General features: G+C 67.1%; 22 protein-coding genes and 1 pseudogene. 17 read left to right on the top strand and 6 right to left on the bottom strand.

The features are described from left to right. Window positions 1-220: 220 nt before the first annotated feature. The 15 genes from C7I84_RS22585 to typA all read left to right on the top strand — a co-directional run bounded on the left by C7I84_RS22585 (window position 221) and on the right by typA (window position 18,119). Window positions 221-1,648: an aldehyde dehydrogenase family protein gene (locus tag C7I84_RS22585; RefSeq protein ID WP_106774486.1), complete on the top strand. Its 1,428-nt coding sequence runs from the start codon at window positions 221-223 to the stop codon at window positions 1,646-1,648. Between the two features lie 143 nt (window positions 1,649-1,791). Next, entirely contained in the window at window positions 1,792-2,748 is a 957-nt protein-coding gene (sppA, locus tag C7I84_RS22590) for a signal peptide peptidase SppA (RefSeq protein WP_106774487.1), read from the top strand. Window positions 2,749-2,826: 78 nt separating this feature from the next. Beyond that, a complete protein-coding gene (locus C7I84_RS22595) occupies window positions 2,827-3,111 on the top strand; it encodes an integration host factor subunit beta (protein ID WP_106774488.1) in 285 nt (94 codons plus the stop codon). 32 nt (window positions 3,112-3,143) lie between these two features. Next, window positions 3,144-3,479, top strand: a complete 336-nt coding sequence (locus tag C7I84_RS22600) for a LapA family protein (RefSeq protein WP_106774489.1) — start codon at window positions 3,144-3,146, stop codon at window positions 3,477-3,479. 135 nt (window positions 3,480-3,614) lie between these two features. After that, window positions 3,615-4,583 (top strand): bifunctional Delta(1)-pyrroline-2-carboxylate/Delta(1)-piperideine-2-carboxylate reductase, encoded by a 969-nt coding sequence (lhpI, locus tag C7I84_RS22605; RefSeq protein WP_106774490.1) that lies wholly within the window; start codon window positions 3,615-3,617, stop codon window positions 4,581-4,583. Between the two features lie 79 nt (window positions 4,584-4,662). Then, window positions 4,663-5,151 (top strand): hypothetical protein, encoded by a 489-nt coding sequence (locus C7I84_RS22610; RefSeq protein WP_106774491.1) that lies wholly within the window; start codon window positions 4,663-4,665, stop codon window positions 5,149-5,151. A 66-nt stretch (window positions 5,152-5,217) separates the two neighbouring features. Beyond that, window positions 5,218-6,225: an RsmD family RNA methyltransferase gene (locus C7I84_RS22615; RefSeq protein ID WP_425351383.1), complete on the top strand. Its 1,008-nt coding sequence runs from the start codon at window positions 5,218-5,220 to the stop codon at window positions 6,223-6,225. Between the two features lie 148 nt (window positions 6,226-6,373). Continuing rightward, the gene (locus tag C7I84_RS22620; RefSeq protein WP_106774492.1) at window positions 6,374-7,219 is read left to right on the top strand and encodes a TrmH family RNA methyltransferase; all 846 of its coding nucleotides are present in this window, start codon (window positions 6,374-6,376) and stop codon (window positions 7,217-7,219) included. Continuing rightward, window positions 7,219-7,734 (top strand): signal peptidase II, encoded by a 516-nt coding sequence (gene lspA, locus C7I84_RS22625; protein WP_106774493.1) that lies wholly within the window; start codon window positions 7,219-7,221, stop codon window positions 7,732-7,734. The genes C7I84_RS22620 and lspA overlap by 1 nt, the downstream gene beginning before the upstream one ends. A gap of 103 nt (window positions 7,735-7,837) precedes the next feature. After that, window positions 7,838-10,111, top strand: a complete 2,274-nt coding sequence (locus tag C7I84_RS22630) for a response regulator (RefSeq protein WP_106774494.1) — start codon at window positions 7,838-7,840, stop codon at window positions 10,109-10,111. A gap of 185 nt (window positions 10,112-10,296) precedes the next feature. Further along, window positions 10,297-11,148, top strand: a complete 852-nt coding sequence (olsB, locus tag C7I84_RS22635) for a l-ornithine N(alpha)-acyltransferase (RefSeq protein WP_106774495.1) — start codon at window positions 10,297-10,299, stop codon at window positions 11,146-11,148. 34 nt (window positions 11,149-11,182) lie between these two features. Then, a complete protein-coding gene (locus tag C7I84_RS22640; RefSeq protein ID WP_245428570.1) occupies window positions 11,183-11,497 on the top strand; it encodes an MmcQ/YjbR family DNA-binding protein in 315 nt (104 codons plus the stop codon). A 118-nt stretch (window positions 11,498-11,615) separates the two neighbouring features. After that, window positions 11,616-13,196, top strand: coding sequence for an alkaline phosphatase D family protein (locus C7I84_RS22645; RefSeq protein ID WP_106774497.1), 1,581 nt, complete (start codon window positions 11,616-11,618; stop codon window positions 13,194-13,196). Window positions 13,197-13,606: 410 nt separating this feature from the next. Next, window positions 13,607-16,087: a beta strand repeat-containing protein gene (locus tag C7I84_RS22650; protein WP_106774498.1), complete on the top strand. Its 2,481-nt coding sequence runs from the start codon at window positions 13,607-13,609 to the stop codon at window positions 16,085-16,087. Between the two features lie 205 nt (window positions 16,088-16,292). Next, on the top strand, window positions 16,293-18,119 hold the full coding sequence (typA, locus tag C7I84_RS22655; RefSeq protein ID WP_106774499.1) for a translational GTPase TypA: 1,827 nt from the start codon (window positions 16,293-16,295) through the stop codon (window positions 18,117-18,119). 52 nt (window positions 18,120-18,171) lie between these two features. Here typA and C7I84_RS31080 read toward each other — a convergent pair. From C7I84_RS31080 to C7I84_RS22675, 4 genes and pseudogenes are all read right to left on the bottom strand, one after another. Next, a pseudogene (locus C7I84_RS31080) lies at window positions 18,172-18,457 on the bottom strand (type II toxin-antitoxin system RelE/ParE family toxin). After that, window positions 18,454-18,708: a type II toxin-antitoxin system ParD family antitoxin gene (locus tag C7I84_RS22665; RefSeq protein WP_106774501.1), complete on the bottom strand. Its 255-nt coding sequence runs from the start codon at window positions 18,706-18,708 to the stop codon at window positions 18,454-18,456. The pseudogene C7I84_RS31080 and the gene C7I84_RS22665 overlap by 4 nt, the downstream one beginning before the upstream one ends. 78 nt (window positions 18,709-18,786) lie before the next feature. Further along, entirely contained in the window at window positions 18,787-19,923 is a 1,137-nt protein-coding gene (locus C7I84_RS22670; RefSeq protein WP_106774559.1) for a DegT/DnrJ/EryC1/StrS family aminotransferase, read from the bottom strand. A gap of 155 nt (window positions 19,924-20,078) precedes the next feature. Then, window positions 20,079-21,413, bottom strand: coding sequence for a nucleotide sugar dehydrogenase (locus tag C7I84_RS22675; protein WP_106774502.1), 1,335 nt, complete (start codon window positions 21,411-21,413; stop codon window positions 20,079-20,081). Between the two features lie 247 nt (window positions 21,414-21,660). On the opposite strand from C7I84_RS22675, the gene denD reads away from it, so the two are divergent. Both denD and C7I84_RS22685 read left to right on the top strand, forming a co-directional pair. After that, window positions 21,661-22,644: a D-erythronate dehydrogenase gene (gene denD / locus C7I84_RS22680; RefSeq protein WP_106774503.1), complete on the top strand. Its 984-nt coding sequence runs from the start codon at window positions 21,661-21,663 to the stop codon at window positions 22,642-22,644. A gap of 35 nt (window positions 22,645-22,679) precedes the next feature. Next, a complete protein-coding gene (locus C7I84_RS22685; RefSeq protein ID WP_106774504.1) occupies window positions 22,680-23,897 on the top strand; it encodes a Tm-1-like ATP-binding domain-containing protein in 1,218 nt (405 codons plus the stop codon). A 25-nt stretch (window positions 23,898-23,922) separates the two neighbouring features. On the opposite strand, the gene C7I84_RS22690 is transcribed toward C7I84_RS22685, so the two are convergent. Further along, complete coding sequence (locus C7I84_RS22690; protein ID WP_106774505.1) at window positions 23,923-24,555, bottom strand: trimeric intracellular cation channel family protein; 633 nt, start codon at window positions 24,553-24,555, stop codon at window positions 23,923-23,925. A 125-nt stretch (window positions 24,556-24,680) separates the two neighbouring features. Beyond that, complete coding sequence (gene grpE / locus C7I84_RS22695; RefSeq protein WP_106774506.1) at window positions 24,681-25,316, bottom strand: nucleotide exchange factor GrpE; 636 nt, start codon at window positions 25,314-25,316, stop codon at window positions 24,681-24,683. Between the last annotated feature and the right edge of the window lie 23 nt (window positions 25,317-25,339).

Below are 25,339 nucleotides of genomic sequence, written 5' to 3' on the forward strand. Positions count from 1 at the left end.
CCAGGATGGCGCGCGACGAAACGGCGGGACGGGTCATAAACGGCTCCGATCTAGCGAAGCCGCCCATGAATCACACATCACACCTGATCCGCTACCCCAACCGCGTTAACCTGAAGCGATTGCCCTGAAATCGCCGCCCTGTCCGCTTGCGTCAAATCCGCGCCTGCCCGATGCTGCGCGCCAACGACAAGCGACAATCAGGACAACGGGAGCCCCCTTCATGACCAACCACCTGCGCTTCTTCATCAATGGTGAATGGGTCGATCCGGTCGTGCCGGCGACGCTCGAGGTGATCGATCCGTCGACCGAAGAGGCCTATACAAAAATCTCCGTCGGCTCGAAGCCCGATGTCGACCGCGCGGTGGCGGCGGCCAAGGCGGCGTTCCCGTCCTTCTCGCAGACCAGCAAGGCGGAGCGGCTCGACCTGCTGAAACGCATCCTCCAGGCCTACAACGACCGCTACGAGGAGATCGCCCAGGCGGCGAGCCAGGAGATGGGCGCGCCGATCACCTGGGCGCGCGAGGCGCAGGCCTGGGCCGGCCGCGCCCACATGGAAGCCACCATCAAGGCCTTCGAGGACTACGATTTCACGGAGAAGCGCGGCACCACCATGGTGGTGAAGGAGCCGATCGGCGTGTGCGCACTGATCACGCCGTGGAACTGGCCGCTCAACCAGATCGTCTGCAAGGTCGCGCCGGCGATCGCCGCCGGCTGCACGGTGGTGTTGAAACCCAGCGAGATCGCGCCGATCAGCGGCATCGTCTTCGCCGAGGCGGTTGCCGCCGCCGGCACGCCGAAGGGCGTGTTCAACCTCGTCAACGGCACCGGCCCGGATGTCGGCCAGGTCATGGCCGGCCATCCGGACGTCGACATGGTCTCCTTCACCGGCTCGACGCGCGCCGGCATCATCGTCGCCAAGACCGCGGCCGATACGGTCAAGCGCGTCGCCCAGGAGCTCGGCGGCAAGTCGGCCAACATCATCCTGCCCGACGCCGATTTCGCGGTCGCCGTGCAAAAGGGCGTCGAGGGCTGCTTCGGCAATTCCGGCCAGTCCTGCGACGCGCCGACGCGCATGCTGGTGCCGGCCGGCCGCCACGACGAGGCGCTGGCGATCGCCAAGAAGGCGGCGGAAGGCTTCAAGGTCGGCGACCCGCGCGCCGAGGACACGCAGCTCGGTCCCGTCGTCAGCCAGCTGCAATTCGACAAGGTGCAGCGGCTGATCGACAGCGGCATCGAGGAGGGCGCGACGCTGGTGACCGGCGGCCCCGGCCGGCCAGAGCATCTCAACCGCGGCTATTACGTGCGCCCGACCGTGTTCGGCCATGTCCGTCCGGGCATGAGCATCGAGCGCGAGGAGATTTTCGGACCGGTGCTGTCGGTGATCTCCTACGAGGACGAGGACGACGCGGTGCGGATCGCCAACGACACGGTCTACGGGCTCGCCGCCTATGTGCAGTCGCAGGACATCGGCCATGCGCGAAAAGTCGCGGCGCGGCTGCGGGCCGGCCAGGTGTCGATCAACTATCCCGACTGGGACGTCTTCGCTCCCTTCGGCGGCTACAAGCAGTCCGGCAACGGCCGCGAATATGCCGACTGGGCGATCCACGACTTCCTGGAGATCAAGGGAATCGTCGGCTACGGCGAATGAGGCAGAGGACTCGCGCATCGTAAGGGAACAGTCAGCCCGTGTTGCGTTCCAGCCCTCTCGTGTCCAGCGCCCTCGCGCATGGCGGGTAGCGGGGACCGGCGGCTTGCGCTAGATACGGCGCTTTCCGTCTCGCGAGGAAAGACATGGCCGCCACCGCAGAGGACCTGATCGACCGCCGCAGACTGCGACGCAAGCTGACCTTCTGGCGCGTCGTGGCGCTGGCGATCGCGGCCATCGCGATCGTCGCCGCGGCGTCCGCCTATTACGGCGACGGCTTCGCCGGCAAGTCGGCCAGCCACATCGCCAAGGTCAAGATCGAAGGCACGATCCTCGAGGACGAGGACCTGATGGAGCGGCTGGACGACATCCGCAAGTCGTCGGCCGTCAAGGGCGTCATCCTGTCGATCGATTCACCCGGCGGCACGACCGCGGGCGGCGAGGCGATCTTCGACGCGGTCAGGGCGCTTGCGGCGGAGAAGCCGGTGGTGGCGCAGGTCGGCACGCTGGCGGCGTCGGCCGGCTACATGATCGCCAGCGCCTCCGACCATATCGTGGCGCGGCAATCCTCGATCGTCGGATCGATCGGCGTGCTGGCGCAGTTCCCGAACTTCAGCGGCCTTATGGACAAGCTCGGCATCACCCTCGACGAGGTGAAGTCGTCGCCGCTGAAGGCCGAGCCGTCGCCCTTCAACCACACCACCGAGGAGGAGAAGGCGATGATCCGCTCAATGATCCTCGACAGCTACGACTGGTTCGTCGGCCTCGTCTCGGATCGCCGCGGCATGTCGCGGGCCGAGGTGCTGACGCTCGCCGACGGCTCGGTCTTCACCGGCCGGCAGGCCCTGGAGAAGCGGCTGATCGACGGCCTCGGCGGCGAGAAGGAGGCGATCGCCTGGCTCGCCGGCAAGGGCGTTTCGGAGAACCTTCAGGTGATCGAGTGGGAGCCGACCGACAGCGGCAGCGGGTTTCTGTTCGGCCGGGCCCTGACCGACGCGGCCGGCAGGGCGATGGGTTTCCCAGGCGCCGGTGCCGACCTGCTCAAGGAGACCGGAGCGGACCGCTTGTTCCTTGACGGCCTCGTATCGGTCTGGCACCCTTGACTGGTTTCCGGCCAGCCTAAAACATCAGCAAAATCATTCGCATGCTTTTGGATTCATCTGTTTGAAGGGGGACAGCTCATGATCAAATCCGAACTCGTGCAGATCATCCACGCCCGCAATTCGCACCTCTTCCTGCGCGACGTGGAGAACATCGTCAGCGCCATATTCGACGAGATCACCGAGACGCTGGCCGAGGGCAATCGCGTCGAGCTGCGCGGCTTCGGCGCGTTCTCGGTCAAGAACCGGCCGGCGCGCACCGGGCGCAACCCGCGCACCGGCGACACGGTCGAGGTGGAGGAGAAGTGGGTGCCGTTCTTCAAGACCGGCAAGGAACTTCGCGAAAGGCTGAACTCCCAGAAATAAGGACGGGACCAGCCGAACGGCAGCGGAAGATCATGGTCAATCGCCTCATCCTCGTCGTGGTCCTCGTGCCACTCGCCATCGTCCTGATCGCGCTCGCCGTCGCCAACCGGGGCCTGACGCCGTTCACGCTGGACCCGTTCAATCCCGGCAATCCGGCGCTGACCGTCCAACTGCCGCTGTTCTTCCTGATGTTCGCCGCGCTGGCCGTCGGCCTCGTCATCGGCAGCTTCGCCACCTGGTTCAGGCAGGGCCGCTACCGCAAGCTGGCGCGGCAGCGCGGGCTGGAAGCGCAGGCGGCGCACGGCGCCGCAAGCCGCCAGGCACAGGCCGCCAGGGCCTCGGCGGCACTGCCCGGGCCCAGCCGCTAGAGCGAAATGCGATCCAGATGAAACGGCATTCTGCTCTATCTCTTTGTTTTGCCGCATGATCTTTGTCCGAAAAGTCTGCAACTTTTCGGGATCATGCTCCAGGATGGTGCGGTCCCAGGCGCAAGGAGACCGCGCATGCGCATGATTTCGGCCGAAGAGGTCGACCGCTCGCTCACCTTCCCGGGGCTCGTCGAGACGCTTCGGGACGCCTTCCGCGCCGGCGCGGTGCAGCCGGTGCGCCACCATCACACGGTCGAGCGGCCGGACGGCGCGGCCTCGACCCTGCTCCTGATGCCGGCCTGGACCGACTTCAACGCCGCAGGCACCTCGGACGGCGGCCATGTCGGTGTGAAGATCGTCACCGTCTCGCCCGACAACAACGCCATCGGCAAGCCGGCGGTGATGGGGCTCTACCTGCTGCTCGACGGCAGGACCGGCGAACCGCAGGCGCTGATCGACGGCCAGAGGCTGACGCAGTGGCGCACCGCCTGCGCCTCGGCACTCGCCGCCACCTACCTGGCGCGCGACGACGCCTCGAAGCTGCTGGTGGTCGGGGCCGGAGCGCTCAGCGCCTTCCTCGCCCGGGCGCATTCGGCCGTGCGGCCGATCCGCGACATCCGCATCTGGAACCGCACCCCGGCCAATGCCGGGAAGGCCGCGGAGGCGCTGCGGCGGGACGGTTTTGCCGCCGCCGCCGCCGCCGATCTCGACGCGGCGCTGGGCTGGGCCGACATCGTCACCTGCGCCACCATCTCGACCCGGCCGCTGGTCAAGGGCGCGCTTCTCAAGCCCGGCACGCATGTCGACCTCGTCGGCGGCTTCACGCCCTCGATGCGCGAGGCCGACGACGACGCCATCTCCCGCGCCAAGGTCTATGTCGATACCCGCGCCGGAGCGACCAAGGAGGCCGGTGACATCGTGCAGCCGCTGCAGTCGGGCGTTCTGAAGCCGAACGCCATCGTCGCCGACCTGCACGAGCTCGCCCGCGGCGAAAAACCCGGACGCAGCGGCGCTGATGAGATCACGCTGTTCAAGTCGGTTGGGGCGGCACTGGAGGATCTTGCGGCGGGCGTGGCGGTGTTCAGGGCAGCAAGCGCAGAATAGGCGGCGCCTAAGGTCAAGCCACCCTTGACGCATCAAAGGGTCGCGCGGGAACCTTGGCGCCGCACTGCGGTTCGGCATCATGACCCTCGGCTGGCCCCTGTTTCTCTGGTCCCTGCTGACAGCCCTGGTCGCGGCGCTGAGCTTCGGCCCGTCCTTCGCGCATGTGCTGGAGTCCGTGCCCCGCATCCAGCTCTGGTCGCCGGAGCTGTGGCGCGAAACCACGGTCTTCAACCAGCAGTACCGCTTGTTCGCAGTGGTCGGCGCGCCGGTCGACCTCCTGGCGATCATCACGCCCGCCGTGCTCACCTTGATGCTGCGCGGCCAGAGCCCGGCCTTCGGGCTGGCGCTCGCCGCGACCGTCCTGTTCGCGGCAGCGCTCATTGCCTGGATCGCAATCGTCCTGCCCGCCAACAACATCCTCGCCACCTGGAAGCCCGGCCCGATGCCGGAGAATTTCGAGACGATCCGGCGGCAGTGGGAGACGGGGCACATGGTCGTGGCGGCGGCAAAGTCGGCAGGACTGGTCGCCCTGTTCTCCGCCCTGCTCACCATCCAGAGCAGCCCGTAGCCGCCTTTGTTGCGCCGTCCTGCCGGCTGTGGCAGAAGCGACGGCATCTTCCAGCGAGGCGATCGTTTGAAACCAGCGCGTCACAATCGCGGCGACGACCGGCGCCAGCAGGGGCAGGCAGTTCGCCCGCCCGAGCGGCAAGCAGAGGCACAGCCGCGCCCACGCCGCGAAGGCATGCTGCCGGCCGAGCGCCTGCCGGTGATCCTCGAAGTCCTACCCAATGACGACTACGCGCTGCTCGATTCCGGCGATGGCGAGAAACTGGAACAGTACGGCGCCTACCGTATCGTCCGCCCCGAAGGCCAGGCGATCTGGCGCAAGGCCTTGCCGGAGGGCGAATGGCGCAAGGCCGACGCGATTTTCACCGGCGACACCGACGAGGAAGGGCTGGGCCGCTGGCGCTTCCCGAAACAGCCGCTCGGCGAGACCTGGCCGATGCGTCACGACGGCATCGACTATCTCGGCCGTTTCACCTCGTTCCGCCATGTCGGCGTGTTCCCGGAGCAGGCTACGCATTGGGATCACATGGCCGGGTTGATCGCCGGCGCGAAGCGGCCAGTGAAGGTGCTCAACCTGTTCGGCTATACCGGGCTGGCCTCGCTGATGGCGGCGAGGGACGGCGCGGAAGTGACGCATGTCGACGCCTCGAAGAAGGCGATCGGCTGGGCGCGCGAGAACCAGGAGATGGCACGGCTCGGCGACAAGCCGATCCGCTGGATCTGCGAGGACGCCATGAAATTCGCCGAGCGCGAGGAGCGCCGCGGCAGCCGCTACGACATCATCCTGTTCGACCCGCCCGCCTATGGTCGCGGCCCGAAAGGCGAGGTCTGGCAGCTCTTCGACGACCTGCCGAGGCTGGCCGACATCTGCCGGTCGATCCTGACGCCGAAGCCGCTCGCCGTCGTGCTCACCGCCTATTCGATCCGCGCCTCCTTCTTCGCCATCCACGCGCTGATGCGCGACACCTTCGCCGGCATGGGCGGCCGCGTCGAATCGGGCGAGCTGGTGATCCGCGAGAAGGGCGCCGGGCGGGCGCTTTCCACGTCATTGTTTTCCAGATGGGTTGCGGGATGAGTCGTTCACCCCTGAGCAGCGCCCCCTCCACCACGCTTCGCGTGGTCCCCCTCCCCCGCTTCGCAGGGGAGGAACCAGCTGCGCCGTTCGATCCTCCCCCGTTTACGGGGGAGGGGGACCACGCGAAGCGTGGTGGAGGGGGCGCATCATGACCGGCCAACTGCGTGTCGGGCGCGTCAAGGAAGTCACCAGCCTGTCCAACCCGCTGGTGAAAGACCTGAAGGCGCTGGCGCTGAAGAAGTTCCGCGACCAGCAGAACGCCTTCATGGCCGAGGGCCTGAAGCTCGTCATCGACGCGCTCGACCTCGGCTGGCGGGTGAAGACGCTGGTGTTCGCGAAATCCGCCCTCGGCAACCCGGCAGTGGAAAAGGTCGCGGCACGCACGGTGGCGGCCGGCGGCGACGTGCTGGAGGTCTCGGAAAAGATTCTCGCGGCGATCACCAGGCGCGACAATCCGCAGACGGTGGTCGGCGTGTTCGAGCAGCGCTTCCTGAAGCTGACCGACATCCGTCCGGCACCGGGCGACGTCTGGGTGGGGCTCGACCGGGTGCGCGATCCCGGCAATCTCGGCACCGTGCTGCGCACCGTCGATGCCGTCGGCGCCAAGGGCATCATCCTGGTCGGCGACACCACCGATCCGTTCGGGCTGGAGACGGTGCGGGCGACCATGGGCTCGATCTTCGCCGTGCCCGTCGCGCGGGCGACGCAGGAGGCCTTTCTCGCCTGGCGCATGGGCTTTGCCGGGCTGGTGGCCGGCACGCATCTCAAGGGCGCCGTCGACTACCGCAGCGTCGACTATGCGAAAAAGCCGGTGCTGCTGCTGATGGGCAACGAGCAGCAGGGCCTGCCGGACGCGCTCGCCGAGACCTGCGACAAGCTGGTGCGCATCCCGCAGGCGGGCCGCGCCGATTCGCTCAACCTCGCGGTGGCGACCGGAGTGATGCTGTTCGAGATCCGGCGCGCCGCGCTGACGCTTGCAACGGACGAGGCCTGATGCGCGCACCTTCATGGCACATCTATGCGGGGATCGCCGCCGCCGGCATCGCCCTCGACCAGTGGATCAAATGGCTGGTGGAAACGCGGCTGGCCATGCACGACCCGGTCGAGTTGCTGCCGTTCCTGGCGCTCTACCGCACCTACAACACCGGCGTCGCCTTCTCGATGTTCTCCTGGGTCGGCGACCGCGGGCTGGTTGCTATCTCCATTGCCGTCATCGCCTTCGTGCTCTATCTCGCCCTGCGCTCCGACCCGCGGCAGGTGCTGGCGCGGCTGGGCTTCGCCCTGATCGTCAGCGGCGCCATCGGCAATGTGATCGACCGCGCCATCCACGGCCACGTCATCGACTACATCTTCTTCCATACCCCGGTCTGGTCGTTCGCGGTCTTCAACCTGGCCGACGCCTTCATCTCGGTCGGCGCCGCCGCGGTGGTGCTGCAGGAGCTGCTCTCCTGGCGGCAGGCGCGAAAGGAAGCTTCGTCGGACGATGGATCAGGCGGGCGCCAGACGTAACCGGCCGGCGGAATGCTCGCGCCGCACCCTTAAAATGGCGGAACGCTAAAATGCGAGCGAATTGCAGAAAGCTTCGGGAACGACGCCGGAGTAGAATAACCGGATGACGGCCCCCATCGTCCACAGCACCCTCGAAGGCAAGAGCATGGACGGCGGCGTCGAAGCGCCGGTCCTGCCGCAGGCCGCGCCTGTCGACCCGCTGGCCGGCTCGCTGCCGACCAAACCGCAGCTCGTCGTGCTGCAGACCGCCATCGTCATCGCCGCCCCCCTGCTCGCGGCAGCCGCCTATTTCCTGAATGCCCAGGCCGTCCTGGTCATGGGTTTTCTGGCGCTCGGCGCCGTCGGCCTGGCAGTGCTGGTGCGCGGCCTCGGCACCCGTCGGCGGCCGCAGGCGGAAGCGGCGGAGACGGCAACGCCCGCCCGCATCGAAAGCCTCGCCGACCGCATGTGGGAGATGCATGAGAGCGAGGAGCATTTTCTCGGCCTCATCGATGCGCTCGGGGACCTCGTCATCCATCGCGACCGCGACGGACGCATCGTCTATGCCAATCGCGTCTTCGCCGACCTGGTCAGGCGGCCGCAGGACGAGCTGGTCGGGATGCGGCTCGCCGATCTCGGCATCGAGGTCGGCATGGTCCCCGACGCCGCCTTCGCCGAGGGCGAATGCCTGAGCTCGACCGACGTGTCGATCCATACGCCCGCCGGAACGCGCTGGTTCTCCTGGATCGAGCTGTCGGTGCGCGATCTTGCCAGCGCGGCTGTGTCGCACCGGGCGATCGCCCGCGACATCACCGGGCGCAAGCGGGCCGAGGCCGCGCTGATCGGGGCGCGCGAGCGCGCCGAATATGCGAGCCTCGCCAAGTCGCGTTTCCTGGCGACGGTGAGCCACGAGATCCGCACACCCATGAACGGCATCATGGGCATGGCCAAGCTGCTCGCCGACACCAATCTCTCGGCCGAGCAGAAGACCTATGTGAGCGCGGTGTCGACCTCCGCCAGCGCCCTGCTGGCGCTGATCGAGGACCTGCTCGACTTCTCCAAGATCGAGGCCGGACGCTTCGTGCCGGAGCCGCAGCCGATCTCGCCGCGCGAGACGGTCGAGGGCGTGGTCGAGCTGCTGGCCTCGCGCGCCTTCGCCAAGGGCATCGGCCTCGGCTGCCATGTCGCGCCGGACGTGCCGCATACCATCACCGCCGATCCCGGACGGGTGCGCCAGGTGCTGCTCAACCTCGTCGGCAACGCCATCAAGTTCACCGAAACCGGCGGCGTGCTGGTGACCGTGTCGCTGAAGCCCGGCCCTGACGGCATGGAGATGGTGCGCTTCGCGGTGGCAGACACCGGACCGGGGCTGCGCAAGGAGGACATGGACCGCATCTTCGAGGAGTTCGAGCAGGCCGACACCAGCTCGACGCGCGTCCATGGCGGCGCCGGGCTCGGCCTCGCCATATCGCGCCGCATCGTCGAGGCGGTGGGCGGCACGATCACGGTTTCCAGCGACTACGGGCTCGGCTCCGAATTCGCCTTCGAGCTCCCGGCGCTGGAGGCGACCGCCGGCCTGGCCCGCGGCCTGGTGCTGGAGGGCCACCGCTCGGTGATCCTGTCGAAGAACGAGGTGGAGTGCGACGCGATCGCCCGCACCATCCGCGCCTATGGCGGCACCGTCGACGTCGCCTATTCGATCGACCAGGCGCTGGAGCTGGCCGGACCCTGCGACGCGCTGCTGGTCGACGCGGCGCTGGAATCGCCGGACGGGCGCGTGCTGAAGCGGCTGAAGCAGGCGGGCTTCTCCTCGAGCCAGGCGATCACCCTGATCGCGCCGACCGACCGAGGCGCGCTGGGTGACTTCCGCGCCAGCGGCTACGTGACCTTCCTCGCCCGGCCGGTGCGCGGCGAGACGCTGCTGCGCGTTCTGCTGTCGGGCGCCGCCGTCGCCTCCAGCATCGCTCCCGCGTCCGTCGTCCGCAGGCCGGCCAAGGGCCGCAGCGCCCGGTTCTCAGGCCTGTCCGTCCTGCTCGCCGAGGATAACGAGATCAACGCGCTGCTCGCCCGCACCACGCTGCAGAAGGCCGGCCACCGGGTCGAGGTCGTCGGCAACGGCAAGGCGGCGGTCGAAGCCGTCACCAGCCCGCGCAAGGATCGGCACGACGTCGTGCTGATGGACCTGCACATGCCGATCATGGACGGGCTGGAGGCGATAGCCCTGATCCGCCGCCACGAGGAGGAGAACGACCTGCCGCCGGTGCCGATCATGGTGCTGTCGGCGGACAGCCAGGAAAAGACCCGCCACGACGTGCTCGCCCACGGCGCCAGCGGCTTCGTGACCAAGCCGATCGATCCCGACGCGCTCGTCCATGCCGTCGAGCAGCGCCTGGTCTGAAGCCGTCTCAACGACGGCCGAAGCCGGCGAAGATAACCTAAATGTCAGCGGCCATGAGCTTGAGCGCGTGCAGCCGTCACGGTACTTTCATACATCTGTTGCACAGCGCCAGTATCTCGAAGCCGTGCCGGCTGTTCGAAGGAGAATCACCCGTGCAAACAGCTGTTCCGTCGGTCGATGTCGCCATGGACGTGAAGGGGCTGGTTCCCGGCGTGGAGCCCGGGCCCGGCATTGCCGGCCGCACGCTCGGCCGCATCGGCCCGCTGGAGGCGCGGCTCGCCCGCGACGATGCCGAGATCGCCGCCGCCCAGGAGGTGCGCTACAGCGTCTTCTACGAGGAGCTCGGCGCCGGGAGCAACCGGCTGCAGGTGCTCGACCGCCGCGATGCCGACCGTTTCGACGCCGTGTGCGATCACATCCTGGTCTTCGACCAGTCATTGCCCGGCCCGGAGCACAGGCGCATCGTCGGCACCTACCGGATGCTCAGGGAGGAGGGCGCAGCGCTGGCGGGCGGCTTCTACTCCGAGGACGAGTTCGATCTCGGCGGATTGATTAGCCGGCATCCGGGCAAGCGTTTCCTCGAGCTCGGCCGCTCATGCGTGCTGCCGGCCTACCGTTCCAAGCGCACGATCGAGACGCTGTGGCAGGCGATCTGGGCCTATGTGCTGCACCACGACATCGACGTGATGGCGGGCTGCGCCTCCTTCCATGGCAGCCTTCCGGCCACCCATGCCGAAGCGCTGTCCTTCCTGGCGCGGAACTGCCGCGCGACGCCGGAGTTCGACGTCAGCGCCCTGCCCGGCCGCTACGTCGGCATGGACCTGATGCCGGCCGAGGCGATCAACGCCAAATCGGCATTCTCGCGCATGCCGCCCCTGATCAAAGGCTATCTGCGGCTCGGCGCGCGCATCGGCGACGGCTGCGTCGTCGACCGGGATTTCGAAACGGTCGACGTCTTCGTCGTGCTGCCGGTCAAGGAAATCCAGCAGCGTTATATCAGCTACTATACCCAGGAGCCCGGCCGTCTCGCAGCGTGACCCGATCGAGGAGGATACGCTCGCACCCGCGTTCGTGCGGCTGCGCAAGGCGGCGGCCGCGTTTCCCGGCGTCGTCGAAAGCACCTCCTACGGTACGCCCTCGCTTAAGGTCGGCAAGAAGTCGATCTGCCGCGTGAAGGACCCGCGGACGGTCGTCGTCATGTGCCCGCTGGAGGAGAAGCCGGCGCTGATGGAAGCGGCGCCCGACATCTATTTCGAGACGGACCACTACAAGGGCTGGCCGGCCATCCTGGTACGCCTGGACGCCATATCCGATCGAGAACTCACGCATCGGCTGGAATGCGCGGTCAGGTTCCAGACACGGAAAAAGCGGCCCGGGCGGGGCTGATGCCAGCCGCGTTTCCTCCGCCATCGAAGCGTCATAGAAGTTTCATCGGGGCGACACCCGCCTGTCACCCGCAAGCCCGAGTTTCCGCGCGCCTGTTCAAAGCCATCCGGAGACAGCCATGAACCCCGTCAGCAAGAAAATCACCCGTCGCGCATTGTTGGCGACCACCGGAGCGGCCGGCCTGGTCGGCCTGTCGGGTCTGGCCATGCCCTATTACTCGCGCGCCAACCAGCGGCCGAGCTTCACGCACGGCGTGCAGTCCGGCGACGTCGACGTCAATTCGGCCATGATCTGGACCCGCGTCGACCGTCCCGCCAGCGTCGCGTTCGAGGTGTCCACCACCGAAAGCTTCGCCAACGCCGTAAAGCTGCCGTCACTCGGCGCCCTGCCGGAAAGCGATTTCGCGGTGAAGCGCCTGCTGACCGACCTCGCCTCCGACCAGGAGATATTCTACCGCATGGTCGCGGCCGACCTTTCCGACATCAATACCGTGTCCGAGCCGATCGTCGGCCGCTTCCGCACGGCGCCGGCCTCCAAGCGCAACGTCCGCTTCGCCTGGTCCGGCGACACGGTCGGCCAGGGCTGGGGCATCGACGACAAGGGCATGTACAGCTACGCCACCATCCTCAAGCACCAGCCCGACTTCTTCCTGCACTCCGGCGACACGATCTATGCCGACGGCCCGCTGAAGGAGGAGGTGGAGCTGAAGGACGGCACGAAGTGGGTGAACAAGGTCGTCACCGACGAGAAGCGCAAGGTCGCCGAGACGCTGGACGAGTTCCGCGGCCAGTGGAAATACAATCTCATGGACGAGCATGTGCGCGCCATGAACGCCGCGCTCCCCACCTTCTTCCAGTGGGACGACCACGAGGTGACCAACAACTGGTCGGCCTCCAAGGACCTTTCCGCCGACGACCGCTACACGGAAAAGTCGGTGCCGCTGCTCAACGCGCGCGCCGCGCGCGCCTTCCACGAGATGACGCCGATCCGCTTCGAGCCGGCCGAACCCGGCCGCGTCTACCGCAAGGTAGCCTACGGCCCGCTGCTCGACGTGTTCTTCGTCGACCTGCGCTCCTATCGCGGTCCCAACGGTCCTGCCATGGAAGACGAGATGACGCCGGCCTCGCGCATCTTCGGCGAGGAGCAGATGCGCTGGCTGAAGCGCGAGCTCGCCAATTCGAAGGCCACCTGGAAGGTTATCGCCTCCGACATGCCGATCGGCATCATCGTGTGGGACAACGCCAAGGACAAGAAGGGCGCGGAAGCGATCGCCAACGGCGACAGCGGCGATCCCAAGGGCCGCGAGCTGGAGGTGGCCGACCTGCTGCGCTACGTCAAGAACGCCAGCATCGACAACGTCGTGTGGTTCACCGCCGACGTGCACTACACCGCCGCGCATCACTACACGCCAGAAAAGGCGAAGTTCCAGGACTTCACGCCGTTCTGGGAGTTCGTGTCGGGGCCGATCCATGCCGGCACCTTCGGGCCGGGCGAGCTCGACATGACCTTCGGCCCCGAGCTGAAGTTCGTGAAGGCGCCGACCGCCGAGCAGGGCCAGAACCTGCCGCCCTCGGCCGGCCTGCAGTTCTTCGGCCTGGCCGACATAGACGGCGCCAGCGGGCAGATGACGGTGCGGCTGATGGATCGCGACGACAACGAGCTTTACAAGGTGACGCTCGATCCGATGCGGTCGGCGTAACGTCGCAGGCATAGCGGTTGGGGGGTAGACCCCACTCCGTTTAGCCTTTGGGTTCGCCGCGGTCCAACCGACGCGCAGGCCGGCCACAGCGTCCTGGAGAAGACGCCGCAGGAGATCGTGCGACATAATCGATGCCGCCGCCGCAGGCGGCGTCGAGCGCCTGGATCGGCGGAACCGCCGCGCCTCTCAGGGACGCACTCCAGCACGGGTAGTTATTTGCACTCCGATCCGGAGGGCCAATTCTCGGCGGGGGCATCCAACAACTGGATTATTGCCGAGGCATAAGCACACGTATATCGTGCACAACGACGAGGTCAGCGCGCGAGCAGGCTCCCCGTTCAATGTCGCTTTTCTTTTAGGTTTTCCGGCTCGCGTCGCCATCAGCTTCGGTTTCCGGGGAGATTCCTGTCATGTCCGTCAACGTAAGCTCGCTCATCCGGGTCTCGGTCGACGGCAGCGGCACGAGCGCCAACAACATCGCCACCGGCGGCGTGATGTCGGGCGACGGCCGCTTCGTCGTGTTCCAGAGCACCGCTACCAATCTGGTGGGCGGCGACGTCAACGGTTTCTTCGACGTCTTCCTGCGCGATACGCTGACCGGCACCACGACGCTGATCTCGTCCGCGACCGGCGGCACGCAGGGCAACAACGTCTCCAGCGTAGCGGCCATCTCCGATGTCGGCCGCTACGTGTTCTATAACAGCATGGCGACCAACCTTGTCGGCGGCGACACCAACGCCGCATTGGACATCTTCATGCGGGATATGTGGACGGGCGTGACAAGCCGCGTCTCGACCGCGTCGGACGGCAGTCAGGCAAACGGGGCCAGCCAGAATGTCAGCGTCACCGGCGACGGCGCCGTCATCGGCTTCCAGAGCACCGCCGACAACCTGGTGGCCGGCGACAGCAACGGCTTCAGCGACGCCTTCGTCAAGAACCTGTCGACCGGCCTCGTCACCCGCATCTCGGTGGCGAACGACGAGTCGCAGGCCAACGGCAACTCCCTGGTCGCCCGCCTGTCCGACGACGGCAACCGCGCCTCCTTCGTCAGTTCCGCCAGCAACCTGACGACCAACGATAGCAACGGCGCCGTCACCGACGTCTTCGTCCGCGATATCGCCGGCGGAACCACCACCCTGGTCTCGGCCTCCACCGGCGGCGGTTCGGGCGACGGTCAGTCTTTCGCCGCCTCGATCTCCGGCAATGGCCGCTACGTCGTGTTCGAGAGCAACGCGACCAACCTGGTCGCCGGCGACACCAATGGCGCCACCGACATCTTCGTGCGCGACCTGCAGACCAACACCACCACCCGGGTCTCCACCGCCACCGACGGCAGCCAGGGCGACGACTTGTCCATCCAGGCTGTGATCTCCGGGGACGGCCGCTTCGTCGTCTTCATGAGCGCCGCCGACAACCTAGTGCAGGGCGACACCAACGGACTGCGCGACATCTTCCTGAAGGACATGGTGACCGGCTCGGTGACGCGCCTGTCCGTCGCCGCCGACGGGAGCGAGCTCAACGACATTTCGAACACGCCCTCGATCTCGGCCGACGGCCGTTACGTCACCTTCCAGACGCAGGCGACCGACACCGGCGTGGGCGTCGACGGCAACGGCACCGGTTTCGACGTGTTCCGGGTTTCGCTGGTCGCGTCGGCGGGCGCCGACCGCATGATCGGCTCCGACGGCAACGACAGCATCGACGGCCTGGCGGGCAACGACATAATCACCGGAGGGTTCGGCAACGACGTTCTCATCGGCGGCGCCGGCGCCGACGCCCTCACCGGCGGCGGCGGCACCGACACGGTCGACTACTCCAGTTCGTCCGCGGCCGTGAGCGCCGACCTTGCCGCCGGCACCGGCAGCGGCGGCGACGCCCAGGGCGACACGCTGTCGGGCATCGAGAACGCCATCGGCTCGGCGTTCGCCGACCGGTTGACCGGAACGGGGGCCGGCACGCTCGACGGCGGGGCCGGCAACGATGTCCTCAACGGCGCGGCGATCCTGAACGGCGGGGCCGGCAACGACACCTTGCTCGGCGGCGCCGCGGTCGAGACGCTGAACGGCGGGGCCGACGACGACACCGTCAGTTATGCCGCTTCCTCGGCGGGCGTGACGGTCGATCTCGGCCTGCCAGGGCCGCAGGTGTCGTCCGGCGATGCCAGCGGCGACACGCTCTCCGGCATCGAGAATCTGAGGGGTTCGCTGTTCAGCGATACGCTCATCGGCAACGACGGCGCCAACATCCTGCATGACGGCGGCACCGGGCCGCTCCCCAACGACGGCGTGCCCGACACGCTGATCGGCAATGGCGGCAACGACACCTACATCGTCTATGCCGCCGCCGCCCTGATCGTCGAGATCGCCGCCGAAGGCCACGACCGCCTCGCCGCCGGCGTCGATTTCGTGCTGGCCGCCGGCGTCAGCGTCGAATACCTCAACACCACCTCGCTCACCGCCACCTCCGCCATCGACTTGACCGGCAACGAAATCCGCCAGTGGGTGCGCGGCAACAATGGCGACAACACGCTCGATGGCGGCGGCGGCATCGACACGCTGTTCGGCATGGGCGGCGCCGACGCCTTCCGCTTCTCCACCGCGCTGGGAGCCGGCAATGTCGACCGCATCGCCGACTTCAGCGTTGCCGACGATTCCATCCATCTCGACGACGCCATCTTCACGGCGCTGACCACGCTGGGCACGCTCGACGCCTCGGCCTTCAAGGACATCGCGCTCGCAGCCCGGGACGCCGACGACCGCATCCTCTACAACTCGACCACCGGCTCGCTGTTCTACGACGCCGACGGCTCGGCCAGCGCCTTCGCCCCCGTGAAGTTCGCCGCGCTGTCGCCCGGTCTTGCGCTGTCGGCGGCCGATTTCGTGGTGGTCTGATGACGCATTGCCGTGAATCCGCCTCCGATGCGCAGGCGCAAGTCCCGCGTTGCAGCCACAACAGCCCCGGCACGGGCGCATAGGTTCCGCCACACCGCAGCATGGCAGGCCCCTTTCGCATTTGCGAAAAATCCGTTAAGAGCCGCGCCAATGAAGCACGGCGCCTGAACGAATTGCGGCGTGTCCCTTCCCGAGCAAGGTCTTTATGAAACTTCGCAACATCGCGATCATCGCGCACGTCGACCATGGCAAGACCACGCTGGTCGACGCGCTGCTGAAACAATCCGGCTCCGTGCGCGACAACCAGCGCGTCGCCGAGCGCGTCATGGATTCCAACGACCTGGAGAAGGAGCGCGGCATCACCATCCTTGCCAAGGCCACCTCGGTCGAGTGGAAGGACACGCGCATTAACATCGTCGACACGCCCGGCCACGCCGATTTCGGCGGCGAGGTGGAGCGCATCCTCAACATGGTGGACGGCGCCATCGTGCTGGTCGATGCCGCCGAAGGCCCGATGCCGCAGACCAAGTTCGTGGTCGGCAAGGCGCTGAAGGTCGGCCTGCGTCCGATCGTCGCCATCAACAAGATCGACCGGCCGGACGCGCGCCATGTCGAGGTGGTCAACGAGGTGTTCGACCTGTTCGCGGCGCTCGACGCCACCGACGAGCAGCTCGACTTCCCCATCCTTTACGGCTCCGGCCGCGACGGCTGGATGGCCGAGGCGCCCGAGGGGCCGAAGGACGACGGCCTCGCGCCGTTGTTCGAAATGGTGCTGCGCCACGTGCCCGCTCCCACCGTCCATGCCGGTCCGTTCCGGATGATCGGCACCATCCTGGAAGCCAATCCCTTCCTCGGCCGCATCATCACCGGCCGCATCGAGAGCGGCTCGATCAAGCCGAACCAGGCGGTGAAGGTGCTGCATCACGACGGCGGCCTGCTGGAGAATGGCCGCATCTCGAAGATCCTCGCCTTCCGCGGCATCGAGCGCCAGCCGATCGAGGACGCCCATGCCGGCGACATCATCGCGATCGCCGGCCTGTCGAAGGGCACGGTGGCCGACACCTTCTGCGATCCGGCCGTCACCGAGCCGCTGGCCGCCCAGCCGATCGACCCGCCGACCGTCACCATGTCGTTCATCGTCAACGATTCGCCGCTGGCCGGCACCGAGGGCGACAAGGTGACCAGCCGCGTCATCCGCGACCGCCTGCTGCGGGAGGCGGAAGGCAACGTCGCGCTGAAGATCGAGGAATCGGCCGACAAGGACTCCTTCTACGTCTCCGGCCGCGGCGAGCTGCAGCTTGCCGTGCTGATCGAGACCATGCGCCGCGAAGGTTTCGAGATCGCCGTGTCGCGCCCGCGCGTCGTCATGAAGAAGGACGACGACGGCCAGCTGCTCGAGCCGATCGAGGAAGTGGTCATCGACGTCGACGAGGAGCATTCCGGCGTCGTCGTGCAGAAAATGAGCGAGCGCAAGGGCGAGATGGTCGAGCTGCGCCCGTCCGGCGGCAACCGGCAGCGCCTGGTCTTCCACGCGCCTACGCGCGGCCTGATCGGCTACCAGTCGGAGCTTCTGACCGACACGCGCGGCACAGCCGTGATGAACCGCCTGTTCCATGCCTACGAGCCCTACAAGGGCGACATCGCCGGCCGCACCAACGGCGTGCTGATCTCCAACGAAGCCGGCGAGGCCGTCGCCTACGCGCTGTGGAACCTGGAGGATCGCGGCCCGATGGTCATCGACCCGGGCGTGAAGGTCTATCAGGGCATGATCATCGGCATCCACTCCCGGGACAACGACCTGGAAGTGAATGTGTTGAAGGGCAAGAAGCTCACCAACATCCGCGCCGCCGGCAAGGACGAGGCGGTCCGGCTCACCCCGCCGGTGCGCATGACGCTGGAACGGGCGCTGGCCTGGATCCAGGACGACGAGCTGGTCGAGGTGACCCCGAAGACCATCCGCCTGCGCAAGCTGCATCTCGATCCGAACGACCGCAAGCGCTTCGAGAAGCAGAAGATGAGCGGCGCGGCGTAAGGGGGCCGGTCGCCAACCGACCCACTTGGCTTCGGTCGTTTTGGGAACGCGGCTATTCGCGTTCCCCCAAAACCGTCTCGTAGTCCATGGCGCCATGCAGCACATGGATGATTTCGATCCTGTCCTCCGTGCCACGATAGAAAATCAGGTAGTTGCGGTGTACCTTTCGCCGGAGTTTTCGGCGCTCGTGGATACGCACGCGGCCGCTGCCTGATCTCGCGAAAGCTCCGCAAGAACTCCTTCACGAGACGAGCCGCGGCTCGCGGATTATCCGTCGAGATATGGTCGGAAATTCGCTCGATATCTTCTTTCGCATCGTCGGTGACGACGAGCTTCATTCGCCGGCCATGCGAAGATATTTCTGCTCAAGACGGTCCAGGAAGATCTCAGCATCCTCCACCCTCCCGGCATCGGCCGACGCAAGACCACGCTCTAGGGCGGCGTGAAGCGTATTGAGGCGCGCCTCGCGCTCCTGAACCAGCCGCACGCCTTCGCGCAGCACTTCGCTCTTGGAATTATAGCGCCCGGTAGCGACCAATTCAGTCACCACCTGTTCGAGCGTCTCACCCAGTTCAGCGCTGATCGCCATCAGGTTGCCTCCTGCTACCCAGACAGCCAATAACTATTATGGGTCGTTTTGGAGTTCAAGTGGGATCAACATCGGCTGCTAAGCCGCCAGCGCCTCGCGCACGCTGTCGATGATGTAGCCCTGGTCGTCGGCTTCCAGATAAGGGTGCATAGGCAGGCTGAAGACGTCCTCGGCCACCCGGTCGCTGACCGGCAGGCCGTTGCCGGCGACCGGGAAATGCTTGTAGGCCGTCTGCCGGTGCAGCGGCTTCGGATAATAGACCGCCGTCGGCACGCCCTTATCCTTCAGCCGCGCCAGCACGGCGCCGCGATCCTTGCCGCGGGCCCGGATCGTGTACTGCGCCCAGGTGGAGGTGCAGCCGTCGAGCACCGCCGGCACGACGGCGACGTCGCGCAGCCCGTCATTGTAGGCTGCGGCGATGCGATTGCGTGCGACGATCTCGTCGGGAAATATCTTCAGCTTCTCGATCAGGATGGCGGCCTGCAGCGTGTCCAGGCGACCGTTCATGCCGATGCGGACGTTGTCGTATTTGTCCGTGCCCTGGCCGTGGACCAGCAGCGAGCGCAGCACCGCATCCGTCTCGTCGTCGTCGGTGAAGATGGCGCCGCCGTCGCCATAGGCGCCGAGCGGCTTGGCCGGGAAGAAGCTGGTCGCCGTCATGGCGCCAATGGTGCCGACCTTGCGATCGCGATAGGTGCCGCCGAAACCCTGCGCGGCATCGCTGATCAGCCACATGCCCTCGTTCGCCACGATCGGCTCGATCTCGGCATAGTCGGCCGGCTGGCCGAACAGGTCGACGGAGATCACGCCGGCGAGCGACAGGCCGTCCTTCTTGGCCTGGGCAATCGCCGTCTTGAGGCTCGCGGGATCGAGGTTGAAGGTGTCCTCGTGGATGTCGACGAAGAACGGCGTGGCGCCGAGCATGGCGACGACCTCGGCAGTCGCGGCGAAGGTGAAGCTCGGACAGAACACAGCCTGTCCCGGCTTGATTCCCTTCGCCATCAGGCAAAGCGTGAGCGCATCTGTGCCGTTGGAGCAGCCGATAGAATGCTTCGCGCCGCAGAAGGCGCTGAGCGCCGCCTCGAATTCTCCGACCTCGGGGCCGAGGATGTAGGCGCCGTGGGCGAGCACGCGCTGGATCGCCGCGTCGACCTTCGTCTTGATCTTTTCCTGCTGGGCAACGAGGTCGATGAAGCGAAGCGGCTTTCTTGTCATGAAGAAGTTCCGGACCGTGTTCGAATCGCACTGGCGGCCACCGGCTGGAGACGGCGCGGCCGTCCTATCGCCGGTCTGCACCGCCAAGTCAAAACACGTGCATTTTCCGGCCGATACGTTGCGTGTAGGCAGTGACGGGTGGCTGCGGGCCGCCGTCAGGCCTTGACCACGTTGGCGGACGAGACGCCCTTGCGCTCGCAGACGTTGCGGGTGTCGACGACCAGCCGGCTCTCGGAGACCAGACGGGCATAGTCGACCGCGTCGTGATCGGTCGCGATCAGCGTGAGGTCGTAGCCTGCGAAGGAGGCATCGGCGGCGACCGAGCCGCGGCCGGCATATTCGGGATGCTCGCGCGTCATGGTGATCTGCGGCACGTGCGGGTCGAGGTAGTCGACTTTCGCGCCGCGCTCCTCCAGAAGCCGGATCAGGGTCAGGCCGGGGCTCTCGCGGATGTCGCCGACATTTTTCTTGTAGGCGAGCCCGACCAGCAGTACCCTGCCGCCCTTCAGCCCCTTGGCGAAGCGGGCGTTCAGCGCTTCCATGCAGACGGTCACGACGTGGCCCGGCATCGCCGTATTGATCTCGCCGGCGAGCTCCACCAGGCGGGTCGACATGTCGAACTCGCGCGCCTTCCAGGTAAGATAGAAGGGGTCAATCGGGATGCAGTGGCCGCCCAGCCCGGGACCGGGATAGAAGGGCATGAAGCCGAACGGCTTGGTCTTGGCCGCGTCGATGACCTCCCACACGTCGATGCCCATGGCGCCGTAGATCAGCTTCAGCTCATTGACCAGCGCGATGTTGACGGCGCGAAAGATGTTCTCGGTGATCTTCACCGCCTCGGCGGCGGCGGTGGAGGACACAGGCACCGTCTTCACCACGATCTGGTCGTAGAGCGCGACCGCCAGTTCCAGCGCGACGGGGTCGGCGCCGCCGACAACCTTGGGGATCGACTGCGTGCCGTAGTCGGGATTGCCGGGGTCTTCGCGCTCCGGGCTGAAGGCGACGAAGAAATCGGTGCCGCTCTTCAGCCCGCTCTGCTCCAGCGCCGGAACCAGCAGGTCCTGCGTGGTCCCTGGATAGGTCGTCGATTCCAGCACGACGAGCTGGTCCTTGCGCAGATGCGGCACGATCGACCGCGCCGTGTTCGCCACATAGGAGAGATCCGGCTCCCGGTGCTTCGTCAACGGGGTGGGCACGCAGATGACGATCGCGTCGGCGCCGGCGACGGCGGAGAAGTCGGTCGTGCAGGCGAGCCGGCCCTCCGCGATTCTCCCGGCGAAATAGGCCGGGTCGAAATGCCTGAGATAGGCGACGCCCTCATGCAGCATGCGGATTTTGTCGGGATCGATGTCGATGCCGATGCCGGTGAAGCCCGCCTCGACTACCGCCTTGACCAGCGGCAGGCCGACATAGCCCAGTCCGATGACGGCGACGGTCGCCTGCCGGTCGCGGAAGGCCGAGAGAAGTGCGTCTGCCCGTTGCCGTGCCAATCCTAAGCCCTCCTGGGAGCCTGCCGAAACGCGCCTTCATGCTCGACTCGGCCCTGCGAGGCAAGGCCGCCGCCATCGTATCGTCTTCAATCTCCGGCGAGCAGCCGCGTCGTTAGCGATGCCGGTCGCCACGACAGCCGCGGCAGGCGGCCGGAGGACCATGCCGAAACTTGCCCGTGCATGAGCCTTCGATCCAAGCTATGTGTCTGAAAAGATCAAAGATCGAAGTCCGGGAGAAATCAGCCAGATGCACGTCATGATCATCGGAGCGGCCGGTATGGTCGGCCGCAAGTTCGCCATGCGCCTTGCCCAGACGGGGCGGCTGGGCGGCACGGAGGTTGCGCGGATGACGCTGGTCGACGTGGTCGAGCCGGCGCTGCCCGGCGGCAACGTGCCGGCCGTCGCAGCCGTCACCGATCTTTCGGCTCCCGGCGCGAGCGAGAAGCTGGTCTCGACCCGGCCGGACGTGATCTTCCACCTCGCGGCCATCGTGTCGGGCGAAGCCGAGACCGATTTCGACAAAGGCTACCGCATCAATCTCGATGGCACGCGTTTCCTGTTCGAGGCGATCAGACAAGAGGGGATCAAGGCGCCTTACCGGCCGCGCGTCGTCTTCTCCTCGTCCATCGCGGTGTTCGGCGCGCCGTTCCCCGAGGCGATCGGCGACGAGTTCTTCACGACGCCGGCGACCAGCTACGGCACGCAGAAAGCGATCGGCGAGCTGCTGCTCGCCGACTACAGCCGGCGCGGTTTCCTGGACGGCATCGGCATCCGCCTGCCGACCATCTGCATCCGGCCAGGCAAGCCGAACAAGGCGGCCTCCGGCTTCTTCTCCAACATCCTGCGCGAGCCGCTGGTCGGCGAGGAGGCGGTGCTGCCGGTCGCGGAGACAGTGCGCCACTGGTTCGCCAGCCCGCGCGCGGCCATCGGCTTCCTCGAGCATGCGGCGACGATCGAGCTTGCACCGCTCGGCCAGCGCCGCAACCTCACAATGCCCGGCCTCTCCGCCACCGTGGGCGAGGAGATCGAGGCGCTGCGCCGCGTCGCCGGCGACAAGGCGGTGAGGCTGATCCGGCGCGAGCCGAATGAGGCCATTGCCCGCATGGTGGCCGGCTGGCCGGGCCGCTTCGACGCGCGGCGGGCGGAGGCGCTCGGCTTCCGCGCGGAAACCTCGTTCGACGAGATCGTGCGCGCCCATGTCGAGGACGAACTCGGCGGCAAGGTCGGCTAGCGGCGGCAGGGCCGTTCCGTTCAACGGGTGCTCGCATGAAGAAAGTCGTCGCCATACTCGGCACCTTCGACAGCAAGGGCGTCGAATACGCTTTTCTCAGGCAGCAGGTCGAAGCGCAGGGCGTGGAGACACTGACCATCGACGTCGGCGTGTTCAGGTCTTCCTTCACGCCGGATATCGCGGCCGCCGAAGTGGCGGCTGCCGGAGGCGGCGACCTCAAAACGCTGGCGGCGAAAAAGGATCGTGGCGAGGCGATGGCCGTGATGAGCAAGGGCGCCGCCGTCGTCGCGGCGCGGCTCGCCGCCGAGGGCCGTATCCACGGCATCGTCGCCATGGGCGGTGGCGGCGGGTCGTCCGTCGCGGCGGCGGCCATGCAGGCGTTGCCGGTCGGCTTCCCCAAGCTGCTGGTGTCGACGCTGGCGGCCGGCGACACGCGCCCGCTGGTCGGCGTCAAGGACGTCACCATCATGCCGGCGGTCGTCGACATATCCGGCATCAACCGGCTGTCGTCGCAGATCCTCGCCAATGCCGCGGGCGCCATTGCCGGCATGGTCAAGGCCTGGCGCACCGAGCCCGAGGAGCAGAGGCCGCTCATAGCCGCCACCATGTTCGGGGTGACGACGTCCTGCGTGACCAAGGCACGCGAGATGCTGGAGCAGGCCGGCTATGAGGTGCTGGTTTTCCACGCCACCGGCACGGGCGGGCGCACGATGGAGGAACTCATCCGCGCCGGCTTCATCGCCGGCGTGCTCGACATCACCACGACAGAACTGGCGGACGAGCTTGCCGGCGGCGTGCTCAGCGCCGGACCCGACCGGCTGGAAGCGGCCGGCGCGGCCGGTATCCCGCAGGTGGTGTCGGCCGGCGCGCTCGACATGGTGAATTTCGGCGCGCCCGAGACCGTTCCGACGAAATATGCCGGCCGCGCCTTCTATCGGCACAACCCGCTGGTGACGCTGATGCGCACGACCGCGGAGGAGAACGCAGAACTGGGCAGGAGAATCGCGGCAAAGCTCAACAAGGCCGAGGGCCCGACCGTCTTCATGATCCCGCGGCGCGGCGTGTCGTCCATCGACGTGGAGGGCAAGCCGTTCCACGACCCGGCCGCCGACGCCGCCCTGTTCGCCGCGCTGAAGGCCGGTCTGAGCGGCACGGTGCGAGTGGTCGATCTCGACACGGACATCAACGACGAAATTTTCGCGACCGAGGCGGCGCGGCTGCTGATCGAGGCGATCGAGGCTCCGAGATCATAGGAGCCGCAGGCTCGGCTCGACCGTCCTACGGAACATCCTCCGGACGCCGGCCGGGCCGATTGCGGTAGGCCGGAATGCGCCAGCCGAACCACAGCGCGCCGCCGCGCACGGCGAAAGCCGTGGCGAAGGCGAGCAGCGCCGAGGCAACGTCGGGGAGGCCGCCGAGATCGGCGAGCGTGAAGACGGCGGCGCCGGCCAGGGCGGCGGTGACGTAGATTTCCGGGCGCAGCAGCACCGAGGGCTCGCCTGCCAGAAGATCGCGCAGGATGCCGCCCAGCGTCGCCGTCAGCATGCCCATGACAATGGCCACGATGGGCGATCCGGTGGCCGCGAGCCCCTTGGCAGCGCCGAGCGCGGCATAGGCAGACATGCCAACTGCGTCCAGCCACAGCAGCAGCCTGTAGCGCGACTCGAGCCGGTGCGCAGCGAAGAAGACGAGCACGCCGATGCCGGCGCAGACGAGCACATAAGCGTGGTCGAGCACCCAGAAGACAGGGACGTCGAGGATGAGGTCGCGGACCGTGCCGCCGCCGATGCCGGTGACGCTGGCAAGGAACAGGAAACCGACGATGTCGAGCTGCTTGCGCGAGGCGGCCAGGGCCCCGGTCGCCGCGAACACGGCAACGCCGGCATAATCGAGGACCTGAAGCCAGTTCATGCGATCTTGCTAGCGCAGCGGTGGCAGCCGCGCCAGATCAAGGAACGAATAGCGAATAGCGACAGTCGTCGGTTGAAGCGAAGGGTCAATCTCTATTCGCTATTCCCTATTCGCTATTCGCTCGCTCACGCATCCTTCTCGGCCTGCTCGTTGATCGGCCCCGGCTCGGTCGCGCCCTCATTGGCGGCCGCGCGCGGGCCGCCCTTGGAGACGCCGACCATGGCAGGGCGCAGCACGCGCTCGCCGATCGAATAGCCGGGCTGCACCACCTGCACCACCGTGTTGGCGGCGATGTCGGGGTTCGGCACCTCGAACATTGCCTGGTGGAAATGCGGATCGAACTTCTCGCCCAGCGGCTCCAGCCTCTTCACGCCGTGACGCTCCAGCGTCGACAGCATCGAGCGCTCGGTCATCTCAACGCCCTCCACAAGCGCGGCGAGGCTGGGGTCGGCCGCCTTCGCCTCCGGCGCGACCGCCTGCAGGGCGCGGCTCAGATTGTCGGAGACCGAAAGCATGTCGCGCGCGAAATTGGCGGCGGCATAGGTCCGCGCGTCCTGAATCTCGCGCGCCGTGCGGCGGCGCAGATTCTCCATCTCGGCGGCGGCGCGCAGCGCGCGATCCTTCAGCTCCTCGTTCTCCTTCAGCAGCCGAACCAGCGCCTCGTAATCGCCATCCTGGCCAGGTGCCGGCGCCGCTTCGGCAGCCTGCTCGACCGCGACGCCTTCCTCGAGCACGCGTTCGTCTTTAGCCTGATCGCTCATTCTCTTTCCTATTCCTGCAAACC

The sequence above is a fragment of the Kumtagia ephedrae genome (assembly GCF_003012745.1).
Lineage (GTDB): Bacteria > Pseudomonadota > Alphaproteobacteria > Rhizobiales > Rhizobiaceae > Kumtagia > Kumtagia ephedrae.

What these genes read in the sequence shown, in the direction of transcription:
- lhpI (WP_106774490.1), top strand. Translation starts at nt 3,615, where the DNA reads ATGCGCATGATTTCGGCCGAAGAGGTCGACCGCTCGCTCACCTTCCCG.
- lspA (WP_106774493.1), top strand. Translation starts at nt 7,219, where the DNA reads ATGCGCGCACCTTCATGGCACATCTATGCGGGGATCGCCGCCGCCGGC.
- C7I84_RS22650 (WP_106774498.1), top strand. Translation starts at nt 13,607, where the DNA reads ATGTCCGTCAACGTAAGCTCGCTCATCCGGGTCTCGGTCGACGGCAGC.
- C7I84_RS22630 (WP_106774494.1), top strand. Translation starts at nt 7,838, where the DNA reads ATGACGGCCCCCATCGTCCACAGCACCCTCGAAGGCAAGAGCATGGAC.
- C7I84_RS22645 (WP_106774497.1), top strand. Translation starts at nt 11,616, where the DNA reads ATGAACCCCGTCAGCAAGAAAATCACCCGTCGCGCATTGTTGGCGACC.
- C7I84_RS22690 (WP_106774505.1), bottom strand. Translation starts at nt 24,555, where the DNA reads ATGAACTGGCTTCAGGTCCTCGATTATGCCGGCGTTGCCGTGTTCGCG.
- C7I84_RS22600 (WP_106774489.1), top strand. Translation starts at nt 3,144, where the DNA reads ATGGTCAATCGCCTCATCCTCGTCGTGGTCCTCGTGCCACTCGCCATC.
- denD (WP_106774503.1), top strand. Translation starts at nt 21,661, where the DNA reads ATGCACGTCATGATCATCGGAGCGGCCGGTATGGTCGGCCGCAAGTTC.
- grpE (WP_106774506.1), bottom strand. Translation starts at nt 25,316, where the DNA reads ATGAGCGATCAGGCTAAAGACGAACGCGTGCTCGAGGAAGGCGTCGCG.
- C7I84_RS22670 (WP_106774559.1), bottom strand. Translation starts at nt 19,923, where the DNA reads ATGACAAGAAAGCCGCTTCGCTTCATCGACCTCGTTGCCCAGCAGGAA.
- sppA (WP_106774487.1), top strand. Translation starts at nt 1,792, where the DNA reads ATGGCCGCCACCGCAGAGGACCTGATCGACCGCCGCAGACTGCGACGC.
- C7I84_RS22665 (WP_106774501.1), bottom strand. Translation starts at nt 18,708, where the DNA reads ATGGCGATCAGCGCTGAACTGGGTGAGACGCTCGAACAGGTGGTGACT.
- C7I84_RS22595 (WP_106774488.1), top strand. Translation starts at nt 2,827, where the DNA reads ATGATCAAATCCGAACTCGTGCAGATCATCCACGCCCGCAATTCGCAC.
- C7I84_RS22685 (WP_106774504.1), top strand. Translation starts at nt 22,680, where the DNA reads ATGAAGAAAGTCGTCGCCATACTCGGCACCTTCGACAGCAAGGGCGTC.
- C7I84_RS22585 (WP_106774486.1), top strand. Translation starts at nt 221, where the DNA reads ATGACCAACCACCTGCGCTTCTTCATCAATGGTGAATGGGTCGATCCG.
- olsB (WP_106774495.1), top strand. Translation starts at nt 10,297, where the DNA reads ATGGACGTGAAGGGGCTGGTTCCCGGCGTGGAGCCCGGGCCCGGCATT.
- typA (WP_106774499.1), top strand. Translation starts at nt 16,293, where the DNA reads ATGAAACTTCGCAACATCGCGATCATCGCGCACGTCGACCATGGCAAG.
- C7I84_RS22620 (WP_106774492.1), top strand. Translation starts at nt 6,374, where the DNA reads ATGACCGGCCAACTGCGTGTCGGGCGCGTCAAGGAAGTCACCAGCCTG.
- C7I84_RS22610 (WP_106774491.1), top strand. Translation starts at nt 4,663, where the DNA reads ATGACCCTCGGCTGGCCCCTGTTTCTCTGGTCCCTGCTGACAGCCCTG.